We start from the raw sequence: 18,586 nt of genomic DNA, 5'->3' as shown, positions 1-18,586 counted from the left end.
GGTATCGCGTTCTTCCTCGCGCCGCCTGCACGGCGTGAGGAAGGATTAACTGACCGCATTCTCCCCTGCCCAGAGGGTCGCTTTTCTCATCGCTTCAACTACCGCCTCATCCGACAAACCCAGCGCCTCACGGACCGTGGCTGCCTCCTCCCATTGTTGCTGTTCGTAGTAACGGCAAAGCGTGACCATATCGGCTAACTGTCCCTCCTGATGGCACAACGCATTGCTCACATTCTGCGGCACCGCAATTTGCTTCATCAACTCTGCCATCGGCAGCTCAAGGAGGGTATCGAGCAGTGAAAACAGACCGCACATAAACGCATTTTCAGCCAGCGTCGGCTCGTTCATCGTCTGTGCGATCAGTTCGCAGAACTTCCCGCGCATCATACTCAAGGGGTAGAGCTCGCTGACGGTATCATTCCCTGCACTCGCCAGGACCACGACGGCAACAAACCGTCTTAGCTGGTTTTCTCCGAGGTATCTCAGCACCTCACTCAGCGTCAACTTACTGAAATTACAGGCACCGATATGTTTAAATGCGGTGTGTTTCATGTAGCGCATGATTTTCCAGGAGAGCGTCAGGTCGGTTTTAATCAACGACTCGATGATGCGAAAATCAGGTTTATTGCGACCCACTTCCATTTGCAGACGGAAAATCGCCAGCTGATTTTGCGACAACCGTTTATATTTAATGACCTCTGGACGGCAGAAAAAATAACCCTGAAAAAGAGAAAATCCCTCTTCCCTGTATTGTTTGAATTCCTCTTTAGTCTCAATTTTTTCAGCGAGATATTTAATATGTCCGGTCAGATGTTTACGCTCTTTCAGATACGTTTTAATTTGCGCTAAGGTGTAATTTCTGATATCGAATTTCAGGATGGAAATATAAGGTAAAAAAGCATCCCATTCAGGTGCAAGGGTGAAATCATCAAGTGCAAACTGATAACCTTGCGCGTTCATCTCCTTAACGGCCTGCAAGAGTTCATCCCCCGGCACAGCATCCTCCAGGATCTCAATAACCACATGCTCTTTATCGAGCGCTTCACCACTGCGGTCAATGACCATGCGTGAAGGGAAGTTGATAAACGACGTATGTGTCCCGGCGATGCGCTGAGAAGGCACACATAAGAACTGGTCGGAAATCATTCTGGAGGTGGCATATTCCGCCGACACATCCGGAAAACGGTTTGTCATCCCGTCCCTGAAGAGCAGCTCATAGGCCACCGTTTTCATCTCAGGGTTAAAAATGGGTTGTCGCGCAATAAATCCGTACATATCCCATCCTCCTCTACAACTTAATATTTATTAGCATCCTCTTTCTACACGACTATAACGAGCATTATCGAGTGCTATTTTGATTTAATGCACAAAATAAAAGCATCCACACTAATTAACCGGGTTTAATATCCTGCGATTTAAATTAAATATACCCGGCGCTCTACAGAAAAAGGAGAAAATATCCGATAAGTCATATGTGCCTGCCCGACATGCACAACATTACGGGAGATGAGAATGAAAAACGCCATGGTCCGAAAACAAAAAATAAGCGTCAAGACGTTGATGCTATTGTCCATTTTCCTTACCGTGACGGTGGGCTTTACGGCAACGATCGGGTTTATGATGTGGCAGTGGATGGCACAGCAGGAAATTCTGGCCAAAAAACATATCCGTCAAATTGCCGAGGTACAGTCTTTGCAGGTTGGCAAACAGCTGGACGCCGCCCTGGCTGCCGCCCGGGACATGGGCAACAGCGCCCTGGCGCTGCGCGATGCGGGGATAGCCGATCGCCAGAGTCTCAACCAGTTGCTTATCCATTACCTCTCAGCTCATCCCCAGTTTCTCTCTATGTCGATGGCCTTTGAGCCCAACGCATTCGACGATAAAGACACGACGTTTGCCGGTCAAAGCGGTGAAGATCCTGCCGGGCGCTACGCCCGCTATGTCGACCGCGACGCCACCGGCAAGCCGGCATTGCACCTGCTGACGGATTTCGAAACGCCTGGCAGTGGGGATTACTATCTGCTGCCGAAGCAACGGCATAAAGACGTGATCATCGAGCCCTATATTTACCCCTACAACGGCGTAGACGTGATGCTCACCTCAATTGCCGCGCCCATCATGCGTGACGGTCAGTTCCTGGGCTCGGTCACCTCTGACTTCTCCCTTGCCACCCTGCAAGCCATGATTGGGGCGATTAAACCGTGGAATGGCACCGGCTACGCCCTGCTCCTTTCAGCAGGTAACAACGTGGTGTCCAGCCCGGACAAACGTGCTGCAGGCAAGCCTTACGCGGGCAAAATTGCCGGTCATGAGGTTATCCGGATAAACGATCCGCTGCTGAAGGAGGAGGTGTTTATCACCTGGCAGGCGATCGCCGTCGGTAACAGCCAGACGCCATGGAAACTCGCCATTGTCACGCCGGTCAGCGAAGTGATGGCCGAAGCGCGCGCATTTTTACTGAAAGCTATCGTCCTGATGGTGTTAAGCATCGTTGCGGTTAGCCTGGTGATGGCCCAAATCTTTACCCGTAAAGTTGACCGCCCGGTGGGGGGTGAACCTTCGGAGGCGGCCGGGATCGCCCTGGCTGTCGCCCGCGGGGATCTGAATAACACTATCCCGGTGCGTTCCGGGGATACCGAAAGTATTTTTTACGCCCTGCATACCATGCAGATGCAGCTCAAGCGCATCGTTGACAATATCAGCGAAGCCAGTCATTCCGTACACGGTGGCACCAGCGAAATTTCGGCGGGCAATCTTGACCTCGCCTCGCGTACCGAAGAGCAGGCAGCCGCTATTGTTGAAACGGCTGCCAGTATGGAAGAGATTTCGGTCACGGTGAAGAATAATGCCGACAATGCGCACAAGGCGACCACGCTGACCGATCGCGCCGCGACGCTCGCCGGACATGGCGAAACGCTGGTGAACGACGTGGTCGTTGTGATCGGGGAGATTGATGAGAGTGCACGTAAGATTGGTGAGATTAACAGCATCGTGGATGGAATCGCCTTCCAGACTAATATCCTGGCGCTGAATGCGGCCGTTGAAGCAGCACGGGCTGGCGAACAGGGACGCGGTTTTGCAGTGGTGGCAGGCGAAGTCCGTAATCTGGCTCAGCGAAGCGCTAACGCGGCAAAAGAGATCTCTCAGCTGATTGCCGAGTCCTCTGGTCGCGTCAGCAAAGGCGTCGCGCTGGTCAATGAAACCGGTGCGATGATGAAACAGGTGATTGAGGCGGTATCGCACGTACATCTGGTCATCAACGATATTGTTCAGGCGCTGGACGAACAGAATCGGGGGATTAGCCAGGTCAGCACCGCCGTTAACCAGATGGACAGCACAACCCAGCAGAACGCCTCTCTGGTTCAGCAGATCTCTGCGGCGGCGCTGTCGCTGGATGAGCAGGCTAAATCGCTGGAGAAGACGCTGGCGTTCTTTCATTCATAAAAAATAAGGCACCCGCAGGACGGGTGCCTTTTCACGCGATTGCCGTTACAGCCCTTTCAACAGCTTGTCGACAAACGCCGGGACGACGGCACTGGCCAGGCCGTAGTGCTTCTCTTCAAACTCGCTGCCAACCTGGCTTGGCTCAAGGTTGAGTTCCACCGTATGCGCACCGTGCAGTCGCGCTTCGTGAACGAATCCTGCCGCCGGATAAACATGACCGGATGTGCCGATGGCGATAAATACGTCGGCCATCGCCAGCGCGCTGTAGATCTCATCCATGCCCAGCGGCATCTCGCCAAACCAGACGACGTGCGGACGCAGGCGTGACGGGAACTGGCAGCAGTGGCATTTATCCTCTGGCAGCACGTCCTCTTTCCAGTCCAGCACCTGACCGCTCCATGCGCAGCGAACTTTGAGCAGCTCACCGTGCATATGGATGATGTTCCTGTTACCGGCCCGCTCATGCAGGTTATCGATATTCTGCGTCACCAGCAGAAAACGATCGCCCAGCGCCTCCTCCAGCTTTGCCAGCGCCAGATGCGCCGCATTCGGGGCAATCTCTGGCTGGAGAAGCTGGCGACGGCGGGCGTTGTAAAACGCCTGCACAAGATCCGGATCGCGGGCAAAACCTTCCGGCGTGGCCACATCCTCCACGCGGTGCTCTTCCCACAACCCATCCGCCGCTCGGAAGGTTCGAATTCCTGACTCCGCGGAGATCCCCGCTCCGGTCAGCACCACCACTCTGGGTTTATCCATCGCTTCTGGCATTATTCTGTCTCTGAAAAAGATCCGCTGGCGCAAGCGCTCACGTAAGCGGCGTTTGTTTTTGCGAAAACGGCTGAGTCGACCCTGGCGACGCGACAGCATAGAAACCTCGTAAACTAATCGGTGAGATGAAGGAATGCGGCTCCGCGCATGCCTCCTGCGTCCCCATGTCGCGCACGTTCGATACGCGGCACGCGGGCAACCGGCAATAAATGTCGGGGCAAACGCCCGGACAACCGTTCCGTAATCGCGGTAAAGTTTGAAAGCCCTCCCCCAATCACCAGCAGATCCGGGTCGACGATGGTGAGAATATTTCCCAGACATACCGCCAGCAGATCCAGATAGCGCTCGACGTGCTCACGCGCCTGCGCATCCCCTTGCTCCCACAAGGTAATGATTTGAGGGGCCTCAAGTTTCTGATGATAGAAGTGTTCGTAAAGCCATGCAAACCCGCGACCTGACAGGTAGTTTTCAATACAGCCGTGCTGGCCGCAGCCGCAGCGGGTTAGCGGAAAATCACGGCCCACCACCTCCAGCGCGTCCACCGGCAGGCGGATATGACCAAACTCGCCGGTGATGTAACTGCGGCCAGTGATGGGCTTCCCATTGATGACAATCCCCCCGCCCACGCCGGTACCGAGGATCAGCCCCATCACCAGCGGATAGCGACGGAATTCATCATCCCAGGCTTCAGAGAGCGCAAAGCAGTTGGCATCGTTGTCTAAACGCACGTCGCGTTCAAGAAGAGTGGAGAGATCGGCGCGCAGCGGTTTGCCGCTGGCAGCAGGCACATTGGCGGCATACAGCGTGCCGTCGTCGGTTTCGGGCATCCCCGGAATACCAATGCCAACGCTACCTTTCACGCCAAAGCGTTTATCGGCCTGGGTCACCAGCGCGGCAATGGCGGTTAAAAATTCGTCGTAGCTGTCGCGCGGCGTGGGAACGCGGGTTTCCCACTGCAGTTTGAGGTCTTTATCAAATACGCCGAGCGCAATCTTGGTGCCGCCAATATCAAATCCGTAATACATAACGCATTCCTCTTTCAACCTGGCGGCCCGAAAGCCGCTAGATCATGACGAAATTACTGGCCACTTAATACCCTCGCCGGATCAATTCGGCTTGCGCGACGCGCCGGGTACCAGCTTGCCAGCAGACTCAGTAAAAGTGCTGTAACCAGCACGTAAAAAACGTCCAGCCAGTGCAGTTCAGACGGCAGGAAGTCAATAAAATAGATATCACCCGACAGGAACTGGTGACCAATCAGCTTTTCTATGCCATTGATAATTGGCGTCAGTTGCAGGGAAACCACTACGCCAATCACCACGCCGCACACGCTGCCGAGCAGCCCCGCCAGCAAACCGTACCAGACAAAAATGGCGCGAATAAGACCGTCTTTTGCCCCCAGGGTGCGCAGCACGGCAATGTCACCGCTCTTGTCTTTGACCGCCATCACCAGCGTCGAGACGATATTAAAGCACGCCACCCCAATCACCAGCACCATTGCCAGATACATGATGGCGCGGATCATCTGGATATCACGGTACATATAGCCGTACGTGCCGATCCAGCTCTTGATGTAGACATAGTTATTAGTCACGCTGCCCGCATCGCGCACCAGTTTGTTGGCGTTAAAGACGTCGTTAACCTTGATGGCAATGCCCGTCACGCTGTCGCCCATATCGAGATACTGGCGCGCATCCTCCATCGGTACCATTGCAAAGCTATGGTCAAGCTGACCGCTCAGCTGAAGAATACCGGTGACGTGCAGGCGCACGCGTTTAGGCTGCTGTAATTTATGATCCGCGCTGGCGTTCGGGATCATGATCGACACCCAGTCGCCCTGCTTCACCTTCAGGGCATCGGCAACGCCTTTACCCATAATGATCTGCTGCTCGCCAGCCTTGAAGTTGGCCCACGCGCCGTTCTGCACATAGTTCGGTAGCGCGCTAAGACGCGCTTCCTGAGCGGGATTCACCCCTTTCACCTGAATGGCGCGCAGGTTTACCCCGCTCTCCACCAGCCCGGTAAAGTTAATGTAGGGCGCAGCCGCGGCAATGCCCGGCACTTTTTCGACTTTGGTGAGCGCATCGTTCCAGTTTGTCCATGGCTGGTTAACCGGCTCGATCTCCCCGTGCGGCACGACCGCCAGAATTCGGTTATTCAACTCGCGCTCAAAGCCGTTCATGGCGCTCAGGCCCACAATCAGCACTGCCACGCCCAGCGCAATACCGATGGTCGAGATAACGGAGATCAGCGACACCATGCCGCCACGACGGCGACCGCGGCTAAAACGTAAACCGATGAGTAACGATAACGGTGACGCCATTACTCTGCTCCCATCAGGGTCAGTTCCGCGTTCAGATGGCCGTCGCGCATCTCAAGCTGACGCCCCATGCGTTTTGCCAGCTGCAGGTCATGGGTGACCACCAGAAACGCCGTGCCCTGCGAGGCGTTCAGCTCGCCGAGAAGCTGGAAAATACTGTCTGCATTACGCGCATCGAGGTTACCGGTAGGCTCATCCGCCAGCACCAGACGCGGGTTGTTCACCAGCGCACGGGCAATGGCCACACGCTGACGTTCACCGCCGGACAGCTCCGACGGGCGGTGGTTACCGCGATGGCCCAGCCCTACCGCTTTCAGCATGTCGCTGGCACGGGCATTAATTTCAGCCGGTTTCTTTTTACCAATCAGCAGCGGCATCGCCACGTTTTCCAGCGCCGTGAAATCCGGAAGCAGGTGGTGGAACTGGTAGATAAAGCCCAGCTCGCGGTTACGCAGGTCCGCTTTCGCCGCGGAAGACATCTTGCTCATCGGCTGGCCGGAGAAAATCACGTCGCCGCTGGTCGGCGTGTCCAGCCCGCCCAGCAGATGTAATAAGGTACTTTTACCGGAGCCGGAGCTGCCGACAATCGCCATCATCTCGCCTTCACCCACGCTGAAGCTCACATTGTGCAGCACGTCAGTCTGCACAGTGCCTTCCTGATAGCGTTTGGACAGGTTGTCGCATTGCAACAGGATCTTATTCATAACGTAAAGCCTCAGCGGGTTGAGTGGCGGCAGCGCGCCAGGAAGGATAAAGCGTAGAAAGCAGCGCAATGGCCATCGCGGCCAGCGCAATACCGATCACCTGCAGCGGCTCGATAGCCACCGGCAGCGCCGCACCATCGAGCAATGCACCGATGATCGGCATTAAGTTATTTAGCTGACTGGCAAGCAGCGCACCCAGCACGGCACCGAGCAGCGCGCCGATGATCCCGGCGCTGGCACCCTGCACCATAAAGACCGCCATGATCTGGCGCGGCGTGAGTCCCTGGGTTTGCAGAATGGCGACTTCGCCCTGCTTTTCCATCACCATCAGCCCCAGCGAGGTGATGATGTTAAAGGCAGCCACGGCCACGATCAGGCTCAGCAGCAGCCCCATCATGTTTTTTTCCATGCGCACGGCCTGGAACAGCTCGCCCTTGCGCTCGCGCCAGTCCTGCCATTTCGTGCCTTCCGGCAGCTTTTGCTGGCTGAGGGTATCGACTTTCAGTGGCGCGTCGAGCCACAGACGCCAGCCAGTGATATTCCCGGCCGGGTAGCGCATCAGGCGTGACGCGTCCTGGATGTTAACCAGCATCTGATAACCATCGACTTCACTGTTGGCCGCAAAGGTGCCAACCACGGTGAACAGGCGCTGGCTTGGCAGACGCCCCATCGGCGTAAACTGGCTGGCTGAAGGCACCATCACGCGCAGCTGGTCGCCGCGGTTGACGCCGAGCTGGCCAGCAAGCTGTTCACCGAGAATCACGTTGTATTTTCCCGCTTGCAGATCGGTCTGCTTCACGTTAACCAGGTAAGGCGTCAGCGGATCGTTTTGCGCCGGGTCAATCCCCAGCATCACGCCGACCGCCACGCTGCGGGCGCTTTGCAGCACCACATCACCGGTCGTCAGTGGCGCAACGCGCGTGACACCCTGTAACTTCGCCGCGCTTTCCGGCAGCTGTTGTGGGTTAACCGAACCGTTAGTGGATGAGAGAACGGCCTGCGGCATCAGCCCCAGGATGTTGTTTTGCAGCTCGCGCTCAAAGCCATTCATGACGGAAAGCACCGTCACCAGTGCCATCACGCCAAGCGTAATGCCAATAGTCGAAAGCCAGGAGACAAAGCGACCGAAGCGGTCCGCGGCGCGCCCACGCATGTAGCGTAAGCCTATGAAGAGTGCGACAGGTTGATACATGAAGTCCGTCTGTTTGCTGATAGCAGACCCACGAGTATATAAGCGAATCCGTTAAGCGTAAATGACTGAAACCGTAAGCTTTGGTAATCATTTTTCCGAAAAATTCAGATAAATCAGGGTACTAATGGCTGAAACCGCACCTCGCAACCTCCACCTTTTCCGAAAAACCTCCTGATACAGACTGTTACCCATTACATCCCGGTTTCGTTTTTGAACAATTGCTCGTTCGTTTATGGCAATAAGGTAGTTGCGAACAATGAAGCAAAAAGCATTATGGATTAACCAGATAAAAGGGCTGTGTATCTGCCTGGTGGTTATCTATCATTCGGTCATCACGTTTTATCCGCACCTGAACGGGCTGCAACACCCGCTCTCCGGGCTTCTCGCCAAATGCTGGATCTACTTTAACCTTTATCTTGCACCGTTCCGTATGCCGGTCTTCTTCTTTATTTCCGGCTATCTGATTCGTCGTTATATTGACGAGGTGGACTGGCGGACCAGTCTCGACAAACGCATCTGGAGTATCGTCTGGGTGCTGGCCCTGTGGGGCATCCTGCAGTGGCAGGCGCTGAGCCACCTGAATGCCTGGCTGGCGCCGGAGCGTGAGCTTGCCACCTCATCGAACGCGGCCTACGCCGACTCGCTTTCAGGATTTGTGCTGGGGATGCTCACCGCCAGTACCAGCCTGTGGTATCTGTACGCCCTGGTGGTCTATTTCACGCTGTGTAAACTGCTCAGCCGCTGGAAGCTGCCGGTGCTGGGGCTGCTGGCGCTGGCGAGCATCGCGATTAACTTCCTGCCGCTGCCGTGGTGGGGGATGAACAGCGTGGTACGCAATATGGTCTACTACAGCCTCGGGGCGTGGTATGGCGCTGAGCTGATGGCATGGATGAAAAATCTAAGCCTGCGCCGCACCTGGCTGGCAACTGGCGCTTTCGCTGCTGTCTCCATGGTACTGTGGTTTGCTAATGTTCCGCTGCTGCTCTCCTTGTTGTCGATTGTGCTGATCATGAAGCTGTTTTACAGCCTGGAGCAGCGCTATGCCGTTCAACCGAATAACCTGCTGAACGTGATTGGCTCTAACACCATTGCGATTTATACCACCCATCGCATCCTCATTGAGGCCTTCAGCCTGGTCCTGATTGGCGAAATGAATGCCGCATACTGGCCGGTCTGGGCAGAGCTTTCCCTGATCCTGGTCTACCCGTTTGCCAGCCTGCTTATCTGTACCCTGGCCGGGCTTGGGGTGCGTAAACTCTCTACCGCCCTGTTTGGGGACATTTTCTTCTCCCCACCCTCAACGCTCACGCTGTCACCAACCACCCATTAATCCCCTTCACGCCCCCGTTTCGGGGGCGTACAGCCCCACCCTGCGCTTACGATTTGCTTATGTAAAACGATCGAGGATAATAAAGACATTGCGTATCAGTGATATGCCCCAATACTGTTGGTATATCCATAAGAGACTCTGACAAAGCCATGCCTGAACACTATCGTTATTCCTTACCTGTCAAAGCGGGCGACCAGCGCCAGCTGGGTGAACTCACGGGCGCGGCGTGCGCCACGCTGGTGGCAGAAATTGCTGAGCGCCATCCTGGCCCGGTGATCCTGGTTGCCCCGGATATGCAAAACGCCCTGCGCCTGCACGACGAAATTCGCCAGTTCACCGATAACCTGGTGTTCAGCCTGGCCGACTGGGAAACGCTGCCGTATGACAGCTTCTCTCCGCATCAGGAGATCATCTCCTCGCGCCTGTCGACGCTCTATCAGCTGCCTACCATGCAGCGCGGTGTGCTGATTGTGCCGGTGAACACCCTGATGCAGCGCGTCTGCCCGCACAGCTATCTGCATGGTCATGCGCTGGTGATGAAAAAAGGCCAGCGCCTGTCCCGTGACGCCCTGCGCGCGCAGCTTGACGGCGCCGGTTATCGCCACGTCGATCAGGTGATGGAGCACGGGGAATACGCGACCCGCGGCGCGTTGCTGGACCTGTATCCGATGGGCAGCGACCAGCCGTATCGTCTCGACTTCTTCGATGATGAAATCGACAGTCTGCGGGTATTCGACGCCGACACCCAGCGCACGCTGGAGGAGGTCGAGTCCATTAATTTATTGCCCGCGCATGAGTTCCCGACGGACAAAACCGCCATCGAACTGTTCCGTAGCCAGTGGCGCGATAAATTCGAGGTGAAGCGTGACGCCGAACACATTTACCAGCAGGTCAGCAAAGGCACGTTGCCTGCCGGCATCGAATACTGGCAGCCGCTGTTCTTTAACGAGCCGCTGCCGTCCCTGTTCAGCTACTTCCCGGCGAATACGCTGATTGTGAACACCGGCGATATCGATGCCAGCGCCAGCCGCTTTGAAAGCGAAACCCGCGCCCGCTTTGAAAACCGCGGCGTTGACCCGATGCGCCCGCTTCTGCCGCCGGAAGCGCTCTGGCTGCGTACTGATGAGCTCAACGCCGAGCTGAAGCGCTGGCCGCGAGTGCAGCTAAAGACCGACTCGCTTGCTGATAAGGCCGCCAACACCAACCTCGCCTTCCAGGCGCTGCCGGATCTGGCCGTTCAGGCCCAGCAGAAATCTCCGCTGGAAAATCTGCGCAAGTTCCTGGAATCCTTTACCGGCCCGGTGGTGTTCTCCGTTGAGAGTGAGGGCCGCCGTGAAGCACTCGGTGAGCTGCTGGGGCGCATTAAAGTGGCGCCAAAGCGCATCCTGCGTCTGAGCGAGGCGACCGGAAATGGTCGTTACCTGATGATCGGCGCCGCCGAGCATGGATTTATTGATACGCTCAACAACCTGGCACTGATTTGCGAAAGCGACCTGCTGGGCGAACGCGTCGCGCGTCGCCGCCAGGACAGCCGTCGGACCATCAATCCGGACACGCTGATCCGCAACCTGGCCGAGCTGCATCCGGGCCAGCCGATTGTTCACCTTGAACACGGCGTGGGTCGTTACCAGGGAATGACGACGCTGGAAGCGGGCGGTATCAAAGGTGAATACCTGATGCTGACCTACGCTAACGACGCCAAACTGTATGTCCCGGTCTCTTCCCTGCATCTGATCAGCCGCTATGCGGGGGGCGCCGAGGAGAATGCGCCGCTGCATAAGCTGGGCGGTGACGCCTGGGCGCGCGCGCGCCAGAAAGCGGCGGAAAAAGTACGCGATGTGGCAGCCGAGTTGCTGGACATCTACGCGCAACGCGCGGCCAAAGAGGGCTTCGCCTTTAAGCATGATAAAGAGCAGTATCAGCTGTTCTGCGACAGTTTCCCGTTTGAAACCACGCCGGATCAGGCTCAGGCCATTAACGCCGTGCTGAGCGATATGTGTCAGCCGCTGGCAATGGATCGGCTGGTGTGCGGCGACGTCGGTTTCGGTAAAACCGAAGTGGCAATGCGTGCCGCCTTCCTTGCGGTCGAAAATAACAAGCAGGTGGCGGTACTGGTGCCAACCACCCTGCTTGCCCAACAGCACTTTGACAACTTCCGCGACCGCTTCGCCAACTGGCCGGTACGCATCGAGATGCTGTCGCGTTTTCGCAGTACCAAAGAGCAAACGCAAATTCTGGAACAGGCAAGCGAGGGTAAGATCGACATTCTGATTGGCACCCACAAGCTGCTGCAAAGCGACGTGAAGTGGAAAGATCTGGGGCTGCTGATTGTCGACGAAGAGCACCGCTTCGGGGTGCGTCATAAAGAGCGGATCAAGGCGATGCGCGCCGACGTCGATATCCTGACCCTGACCGCGACGCCTATTCCACGTACGCTCAATATGGCGATGAGCGGCATGCGCGATCTGTCGATTATCGCCACGCCGCCTGCGCGCCGTCTGGCGGTAAAAACCTTTGTCCGTGAGTACGATAATCTGGTGGTACGTGAGGCCATTCTGCGTGAAGTGCTGCGCGGGGGACAGGTCTACTACCTCTACAACGACGTGGAAAATATCCAGAAAGCGGCAGACCGGCTGGCGGAGCTGGTACCGGAAGCGCGCATTGCCATCGGTCACGGGCAGATGCGCGAGCGCGAGCTGGAGCGGGTGATGAACGACTTCCACCACCAGCGCTTTAACGTGCTGGTGTGTACCACCATCATTGAAACCGGGATCGACATTCCGACAGCAAACACGATTATTATCGAGCGCGCGGATCACTTCGGTCTGGCGCAGCTCCACCAGCTGCGCGGCCGCGTCGGACGTTCGCACCATCAGGCCTACGCCTGGCTGTTGACGCCGCACCCGAAAGCGATGACCACCGACGCGCAAAAGCGCCTGGAAGCCATCGCCTCGCTGGAAGACCTTGGGGCAGGCTTTGCGCTGGCCACGCACGATCTTGAGATCCGCGGTGCCGGTGAACTGCTGGGGGAAGACCAGAGCGGCTCCATGGAAACCATCGGCTTCTCGCTCTATATGGAGCTGCTGGAGAACGCGGTTGATGCTCTGAAGGCCGGACGCGAACCGTCGCTGGAGGATCTCACCAGCCAGCAGACCGAAGTCGAGTTGCGTATGCCTTCTCTGCTGCCGGACGATTTCATTCCGGATGTGAATACGCGTCTGTCGTTCTATAAACGCATCGCCAGTGCGAAGACGGAAAACGAGCTGGAAGAGATTAAGGTGGAACTGATTGACCGTTTTGGCCTGCTGCCCGATGCGGCGAGAAATCTGCTGGATATCGCGCGCCTGCGTCAACAGGCACAGAAGCTGGGCATTCGGAAGCTTGAAGGCAACGAAAAAGGCGGCGTGATTGAATTCGCCGAGAAGAACCACGTCAACCCGATGTGGCTGATCGGCCTGCTGCAAAAACAGCCGCAGCATTTCCGCCTGGATGGCCCGACACGTCTGAGATTTACCCAGGAGCTGACGGAGCGCAAAACCCGGATGGACTGGGTGCGTAATTTTATGCGCCAGCTGGAAGAGAACGCGATCGCCTGACGCCCTTTCCCCCCGTTAGCGTCCTGTTGCGGGGGGACAATTTACAAACTCTTTGCACTTCACCCGATCTTCCCGACACACCCATTCGCCATAATTATCGTTAACCCGTTATAAAACAATAACCTTATCATTTACATGGACTATGGTGATGATCTCTTCGCGTATGACTCGCTGGATAACCTTGTTTGCGCTGGCAGCCACCGTCGCGGTGGCCCTTCCCGCCCGGGCAAACACCTGGCCCCTTCCCCCTCCTGGCAGCAAGGTGGTCGGGGAAAACCGCTTTCATGTGGTTGAAAACAACGGTGGTTCCCTGGAAGCGATTGCCAAAAAATATAACGTTGGTTTTCTGGCGCTGCTGCAGGCCAATCCGGGGGTTGACCCTTACGTCCCGCGCGCGGGCAGCGTACTGACCATCCCGTTACAAACTCTGCTGCCGGATGCCCCGCGGGAGGGGATCGTGATAAACCTGGCGGAGTTACGTCTCTATTATTATCCACCGGGCAAAAATGAAGTGACCGTCTACCCTATCGGGATTGGCCAGTTGGGTGGCGACACCCTGACGCCGACGATGGTCACCACCGTCTCGGATAAACGAGCGAATCCCACCTGGACCCCGACGGCCAACATTCGTGCCCGCTATAAAGCACAGGGGATCGATCTTCCCGCCGTGGTGCCGGCAGGCCCGGATAACCCGATGGGGCACCATGCCATCCGCCTGGCGGCCTACGGTGGTGTCTATCTGCTGCATGGCACCAATGCGGACTTTGGCATCGGCATGCGCGTCAGCTCCGGCTGTATTCGTCTGCGCGATGACGACATCAAAACGCTGTTTAACGTCGTTACGCCGGGAACCAAAGTGAATATTATCAACACGCCGATCAAAGTTTCTGAGGAGCCAGGCGGCGTGCGGCTGGTTGAAATTCACCAGCCGCTGTCGAAAAACATTGGCGACGATCCGCAGACGCTTCCCATTAACCTGAATGCTGCTATGGTGAGCTTTAAAACTAATGCGAACACCGATGGCATAGTCATGGAGCGCGCCATGGAGGCCCGTTCAGGAATGCCGACCGATGTCACCCGGCATCACGATGTCGCCCAGCAGTCGATGTAATTCAGAAAGAAAAACGCCCTGCATATGTGCAGGGCGTTTTTTATTGCAGTGGCATAAATGAGGGTTTATGCCCAGCTTATTTGTAGATAACAGCTGTGCCGTGCAGGGTGTTAGGACCGGTCACAGAGGTGATACGGAAAGATTTCGCACCCATTTCTTCCGCTTTTTGCGCCAGCTGATCTTCCAGAGAACCCAGGTTAGTCCCGGCAGATGCTGAGATAGTCCCGACTTTATGCTGATCGGCAGGGGTGGATTGCACTTCAACAGCAGCAAAGCTGGCGAAAGAGAGTGAGCTCAGAACAGCGGCAGCGATGAGAGTTTTTACGTTTTTCATGATCTTTACCTTTTGCAGATGAATTTGGAGGTCGTTAGCCATTTAGTTAACGATCGATAGGTAAATCATAAATGTGATCCAGCTCACGCGTCAACATAATTTTATAATGAGCGTTAAGTTATTTTTAAAGTCGTTAATTTTCATACGCATATGATTAATTTATTTTTAAGCATTCAGCGCTGGTGGTGGCTTGCGTTTATTTTTATAATGGTTATTCAACAAACCAACAGAGGACCAACGGCACATGACAACCGATGTCACGAGTTGTGCGAAGAAAAGCCGTGGCCGACCAAAAGTGTTTGACAGGGATGCAGCGCTTGATAAGGCCATGACTCTCTTCTGGCAACATGGGTATGAAGCGACCTCGCTTTCCGATCTGGTGGAAGCCACCGGAGCCAAAGCGCCGACGCTGTATGCTGAATTTACTAATAAAGAGGGGCTGTTCAGGGCAGTGCTGGACAGGTACATTTCGCGCTTTGCGGCGAAGCACGAAGCCCAGCTTTTTTGTGAAGAAAAAAGCGTTGAACAGGCTCTGCGGGATTACTTCACCGCCGTCGCAACCTGTTTTACCAGTAAAGACACGCCTGCGGGCTGCTTTATGATTAACACCTCTGCCACCCTTGCGGCGTCGTCAAAAGAGATCGCCAATACGGTGAAATCGCGTCACGCCATGCAGGAGGAGACGCTCAGCGCGTTTCTGGCTCAGCGTCAGCAGCGCGGTGAAATCCCGGCTCACTGTAACCCTCAGGTGCTGGCGCAGTACCTGAGTTGTATTTTGCAGGGGATGTCGATCAGCGCCCGTGAAGGGGCCTCGCTGGAAAAACTGCAGACTATCAGCGACACCACGCTGCGACTGTGGCCTGAGCTCCTCAAACTCTGATGCAAAAAAAAAAGCTCCTCAGCCTGAGCGCATGAGGAGCTAAATTCAGAGAACATCTATTTTTTACACTTTGTTATTCAGAACCAGCTGACCATTTCCATCCAGTGGGATTTGCGTGCCGGGATCTTTATCCATGCGGATTTTGCCCTGCTGATCGCCAATTTTATACGTCACGTCATACCCCAGCATTTTCTCCGACTTGTCATAGACGGTTTTGCAGCGCTGCTGAGTGGTGGTGTAGGTATCGTTATCCTGCATCGCGCCCTGTACCTGGTTACCGGCATAGCCGCCACCCAGTGCGCCGACCACGGTCGCCACATCCCTGCCCCGACCACCGCCAAACTGGTGACCAATCACGCCACCCGCTACCGCTCCCAGAACAGAACCGGCAATACGGTTTTCATCCTGTACCGGACGACGGTGAGTTACCGAGACGTTACGGCATTCCTGACGAGGGGTTTTCACGGTTTCTTTAATCGGCGTAGCAGAAACCACCTGAGCATACTGCGGGCCGCGATCTAATACGTTGAGACTGGCAACGGCAGCCACACCTAACGCAGCCGCAACACCAATCCCTATACCCGCCAACATTGATTTATTCACGGGACTTCCTCCTTTGTTGCTATTGGTAACAATTTTGCAATGGAGGCACGACCTCGCCAATCAGATAAAGGATCAAAAAAGCGGCATTACAGGGGGTAGAGTCGATTTAGGAGAACTCTTAAGCACTCAAACTGTGATCTGCAGCATGAAATGCTAAAAACTCCCTCCAGAGAGCCCGGAGGGAGTGAAAGATTAGTGCAGCTTCAGACGCGGACGGATCACGCGGTTGATGCGGCCCACCAGCATCATCAGTCCGGTTTTGAAGTAGCCGTGCAGCGCAATCTGGTGCATACGGTACAGGGAGATATACACGAAGCGGGCAATGCGACCTTCTACCATCATCGAGCCACGCATCAGGTTACCCATCAGGCTGCCGACGGTTGAGAAGTTGGACAGCGATACCAGCGAACCGTGGTCTTTATAGACATACGCTTTCATTGGCTTACCTTTGGTCTGCGCCAGGATGTTGTGCAGCACCAGGCTTGCCATCTGGTGAGCGGCCTGAGCACGCGGCGGCACGAAGCCACCTTCAGGACGCGCGCAGGAAGCGCAGTCACCAATAGCAAAGATGTCAGGGTCGCGGGTGGTTTGCAGCGTCGGCTCCGTCACCAGCTGGTTAATGCGGTTCGTTTCCAGGCCACCAATATCTTTCATGAAGTCAGGGGCTTTGATACCTGCCGCCCAGACCATCAGATCCGCTTTGATGTACTCGCCGTCTTTGGTGTGCAGGCCGCCTTCGTCAGCGCTGGTCACCATGGTCTGTGTCAGCACCCGCACGCCCAGTTTGGTCAGTTCATTGTGCGCCGCGCCGGAAATACGCGGTGGCAGCGCAGGCAGAATGCGTTCACCCGCTTCAACCAGCGTCACGTTCAGCGCTTCGTTGGTTAACCCTTTATAGCCGTAGCTGTGCAGCTGCTTCACCGCATTGTGCAGCTCAGCAGACAGCTCAACGCCCGTCGCACCGCCGCCGACAATGGCGATATTCACCTTGCCGTTCGCTCCCAGATTACTGGTGTACTTCAGGAACAGGTTCAGCATTTCCTGATGGAAACGACGCGCCTGGTGCGGGTTATCAAGGAAGATACAGTGCTCTTTCACGCCAGGCGTGTTGAAATCGTTAGAGGTACTACCCAGCGCCATAACCAGCGTGTCATACGCCAGCTTGCGCTCCGGGACCAGCAGCTCCCCTTTTTCATCACGCAGCTCTGCCAGAGTAATGGTTTTGCTTTCACGGTTGATGTCCACCACCGATCCCAGCTGGAACTGGAAGTGATGGTTGCGCGCGTGTGCCAGATAGCTCAGTGCGTCCACACCCTCATCCAGAGAGCCGGTCGCCACTTCGTGCAGCAACGGTTTCCACAGGTGACTGTGGTTACGATCCACCAGCGTAATTTTGGCTTTTTTACCGCGACCCAGTTTCTTGCCCAACTGTGTCGCCAGCTCCAGCCCGCCAGCACCACCGCCTACAATCACTATCTTTTTCAATGGCGTAGTCAACGTGACCCCCTCAAATTATTAACCAATTGTTAATTAAAAGTTATAAAAATAACCCTTAATTAACAACAGGTTACAGCACTGAAACCATTCAGGTGAATTGAGAATAACACGTCAGGCGCATTGGTCATACCAAAATTGATATGCATCAAGTTTTGATGGCTTAAAAGTAGACAATTCTGGTCAAAAAGAAAGCCCGGTACGCTTTCGCATCCGGGCTTCTGGATCTGCTGACAGGGCTTAACCCAGCGTTTTAAACGCTTTGATACGCTGCAGGTGCGGAGAGATGTTCTTAAACTTGTGGGTCTGTTCTTCGTCCCAGACGATCTCATAGTAATGATGCAGCAGTTCTGCAGCCCGGTGGCTGTTGAGTGCCTCATCATTACGCGACAGGATCACCAGGCAGCGGTCACGGTTTTTCTCCCGAAAATTGCTGACGCACTTGGTCGCAATATCGACATACTCTTCCGGGCGGTCAATCTTGCCTTCCATGTTCTCGTTCGGGAAAAGGTTAGGATTAAATACCACCTGGCGGATGTCGCACAGGAAGCCAATCCGCTCTGCCCAGTAGCCGCCCAACCCTACGCCACAGATCAACGGTCGATCGTCGACGTTAAGCTGCAGCATCTTGTCCACTTCTTTAAGCAGATGCTGCATATCATGCTTCGGATGGCGCGTGCTGTAGCTGATCAACCGTACATCCGGATCGATAAACTGCAGCTGCAGCACCTTCTCATGATTACCAGGACTGTTTGAGTCAAAACCGTGTAAATAGATGATCATCGTCTTCTCACCACGCTACGCCTTCCG

The 18,586-nt window shown here is 55.4% G+C and carries 15 protein-coding genes; 5 read left to right on the top strand and 10 right to left on the bottom strand.

Going from position 1 to position 18,586, the window contains the following annotated elements; translation table 11 throughout:
* Positions 1-45: 45 nt before the first annotated feature.
* On the bottom strand, positions 46-1,275 hold the full coding sequence (locus C1N69_RS08760; protein ID WP_095441044.1) for an EAL and HDOD domain-containing protein: 1,230 nt from the start codon (positions 1,273-1,275) through the stop codon (positions 46-48).
* Positions 1,276-1,512: 237 nt separating this feature from the next.
* Between C1N69_RS08760 and C1N69_RS08755 the strand changes: the two genes are divergently transcribed.
* On the top strand, positions 1,513-3,444 hold the full coding sequence (locus C1N69_RS08755) for a methyl-accepting chemotaxis protein (protein ID WP_155031003.1): 1,932 nt from the start codon (positions 1,513-1,515) through the stop codon (positions 3,442-3,444).
* A 45-nt stretch (positions 3,445-3,489) separates the two neighbouring features.
* Here the strand turns inward: C1N69_RS08755 and cobB are convergent, their stop codons facing one another.
* The 5 genes from cobB to lolC are packed head-to-tail and all read right to left on the bottom strand — an operon-like array spanning position 3,490 to position 8,428.
* Positions 3,490-4,311 (bottom strand): Sir2 family NAD+-dependent deacetylase, encoded by an 822-nt coding sequence (gene cobB, locus C1N69_RS08750; protein WP_047958285.1) that lies wholly within the window; start codon positions 4,309-4,311, stop codon positions 3,490-3,492.
* 14 nt (positions 4,312-4,325) lie between these two features.
* Positions 4,326-5,237 (bottom strand): N-acetylglucosamine kinase, encoded by a 912-nt coding sequence (gene nagK / locus C1N69_RS08745; protein ID WP_155031002.1) that lies wholly within the window; start codon positions 5,235-5,237, stop codon positions 4,326-4,328.
* A 53-nt stretch (positions 5,238-5,290) separates the two neighbouring features.
* Entirely contained in the window at positions 5,291-6,535 is a 1,245-nt protein-coding gene (gene lolE / locus C1N69_RS08740) for a lipoprotein-releasing ABC transporter permease subunit LolE (RefSeq protein ID WP_045284983.1), read from the bottom strand.
* The gene (gene lolD, locus C1N69_RS08735; protein WP_094918920.1) at positions 6,535-7,236 is read right to left on the bottom strand and encodes a lipoprotein-releasing ABC transporter ATP-binding protein LolD; all 702 of its coding nucleotides are present in this window, start codon (positions 7,234-7,236) and stop codon (positions 6,535-6,537) included. Before lolD ends, lolE begins: the two co-directional genes overlap by 1 nt.
* Positions 7,229-8,428, bottom strand: a complete 1,200-nt coding sequence (gene lolC, locus C1N69_RS08730) for a lipoprotein-releasing ABC transporter permease subunit LolC (protein ID WP_047958282.1) — start codon at positions 8,426-8,428, stop codon at positions 7,229-7,231. The genes lolD and lolC overlap by 8 nt, the downstream gene beginning before the upstream one ends.
* 256 nt (positions 8,429-8,684) lie before the next feature.
* On the opposite strand from lolC, the gene C1N69_RS08725 reads away from it, so the two are divergent.
* The 3 genes from C1N69_RS08725 to ldtC all read left to right on the top strand — a co-directional run bounded on the left by C1N69_RS08725 (position 8,685) and on the right by ldtC (position 14,465).
* Positions 8,685-9,758, top strand: coding sequence for an acyltransferase family protein (locus C1N69_RS08725; protein WP_095451725.1), 1,074 nt, complete (start codon positions 8,685-8,687; stop codon positions 9,756-9,758).
* Between the two features lie 149 nt (positions 9,759-9,907).
* Complete coding sequence (gene mfd / locus C1N69_RS08720) at positions 9,908-13,354, top strand: transcription-repair coupling factor (protein WP_095449538.1); 3,447 nt, start codon at positions 9,908-9,910, stop codon at positions 13,352-13,354.
* A gap of 145 nt (positions 13,355-13,499) precedes the next feature.
* Positions 13,500-14,465 (top strand): L,D-transpeptidase LdtC, encoded by a 966-nt coding sequence (gene ldtC / locus C1N69_RS08715; protein ID WP_155031914.1) that lies wholly within the window; start codon positions 13,500-13,502, stop codon positions 14,463-14,465.
* A 76-nt stretch (positions 14,466-14,541) separates the two neighbouring features.
* On the opposite strand, the gene bhsA is transcribed toward ldtC, so the two are convergent.
* Entirely contained in the window at positions 14,542-14,799 is a 258-nt protein-coding gene (gene bhsA / locus C1N69_RS08710; RefSeq protein WP_025758152.1) for a multiple stress resistance protein BhsA, read from the bottom strand.
* A gap of 244 nt (positions 14,800-15,043) precedes the next feature.
* On the opposite strand from bhsA, the gene comR reads away from it, so the two are divergent.
* Positions 15,044-15,679, top strand: a complete 636-nt coding sequence (gene comR / locus C1N69_RS08700) for a TetR family copper-responsive transcriptional repressor ComR (RefSeq protein ID WP_025758151.1) — start codon at positions 15,044-15,046, stop codon at positions 15,677-15,679.
* 63 nt (positions 15,680-15,742) lie between these two features.
* Here comR and C1N69_RS08695 read toward each other — a convergent pair whose 3' ends face one another.
* The 3 genes from C1N69_RS08695 to ycfP form a co-directional block, all read right to left on the bottom strand.
* The gene (locus C1N69_RS08695; protein ID WP_025758150.1) at positions 15,743-16,282 is read right to left on the bottom strand and encodes a glycine zipper 2TM domain-containing protein; all 540 of its coding nucleotides are present in this window, start codon (positions 16,280-16,282) and stop codon (positions 15,743-15,745) included.
* Positions 16,283-16,474: 192 nt separating this feature from the next.
* A complete protein-coding gene (locus C1N69_RS08690) occupies positions 16,475-17,779 on the bottom strand; it encodes an NAD(P)/FAD-dependent oxidoreductase (protein WP_025758149.1) in 1,305 nt (434 codons plus the stop codon).
* Between the two features lie 237 nt (positions 17,780-18,016).
* Entirely contained in the window at positions 18,017-18,559 is a 543-nt protein-coding gene (gene ycfP / locus C1N69_RS08685) for an alpha/beta hydrolase YcfP (RefSeq protein ID WP_008500781.1), read from the bottom strand.
* Between the last annotated feature and the right edge of the window lie 27 nt (positions 18,560-18,586).

The organism is Enterobacter sichuanensis, from assembly GCF_009036245.1.
Taxonomy (GTDB): domain Bacteria; phylum Pseudomonadota; class Gammaproteobacteria; order Enterobacterales; family Enterobacteriaceae; genus Enterobacter; species Enterobacter sichuanensis.
The sequence above is the reverse complement of the archived record's forward strand: the minus strand, read 5'-3'. Positions and strand labels throughout refer to the sequence as shown.

Excerpts from the sequence above, each read along its gene's own strand:
- bhsA (WP_025758152.1), bottom strand. The coding sequence starts at position 14,799 with ATGAAAAACGTAAAAACTCTCATCGCTGCCGCTGTTCTGAGCTCACTC.
- lolD (WP_094918920.1), bottom strand. The coding sequence starts at position 7,236 with ATGAATAAGATCCTGTTGCAATGCGACAACCTGTCCAAACGCTATCAG.
- comR (WP_025758151.1), top strand. The coding sequence starts at position 15,044 with ATGACAACCGATGTCACGAGTTGTGCGAAGAAAAGCCGTGGCCGACCA.
- C1N69_RS08755 (WP_155031003.1), top strand. The coding sequence starts at position 1,513 with ATGAAAAACGCCATGGTCCGAAAACAAAAAATAAGCGTCAAGACGTTG.
- ycfP (WP_008500781.1), bottom strand. The coding sequence starts at position 18,559 with ATGATCATCTATTTACACGGTTTTGACTCAAACAGTCCTGGTAATCAT.
- lolC (WP_047958282.1), bottom strand. The coding sequence starts at position 8,428 with ATGTATCAACCTGTCGCACTCTTCATAGGCTTACGCTACATGCGTGGG.
- C1N69_RS08760 (WP_095441044.1), bottom strand. The coding sequence starts at position 1,275 with ATGTACGGATTTATTGCGCGACAACCCATTTTTAACCCTGAGATGAAA.
- lolE (WP_045284983.1), bottom strand. The coding sequence starts at position 6,535 with ATGGCGTCACCGTTATCGTTACTCATCGGTTTACGTTTTAGCCGCGGT.
- cobB (WP_047958285.1), bottom strand. The coding sequence starts at position 4,311 with ATGCTGTCGCGTCGCCAGGGTCGACTCAGCCGTTTTCGCAAAAACAAA.
- mfd (WP_095449538.1), top strand. The coding sequence starts at position 9,908 with ATGCCTGAACACTATCGTTATTCCTTACCTGTCAAAGCGGGCGACCAG.
- C1N69_RS08725 (WP_095451725.1), top strand. The coding sequence starts at position 8,685 with ATGAAGCAAAAAGCATTATGGATTAACCAGATAAAAGGGCTGTGTATC.
- nagK (WP_155031002.1), bottom strand. The coding sequence starts at position 5,237 with ATGTATTACGGATTTGATATTGGCGGCACCAAGATTGCGCTCGGCGTA.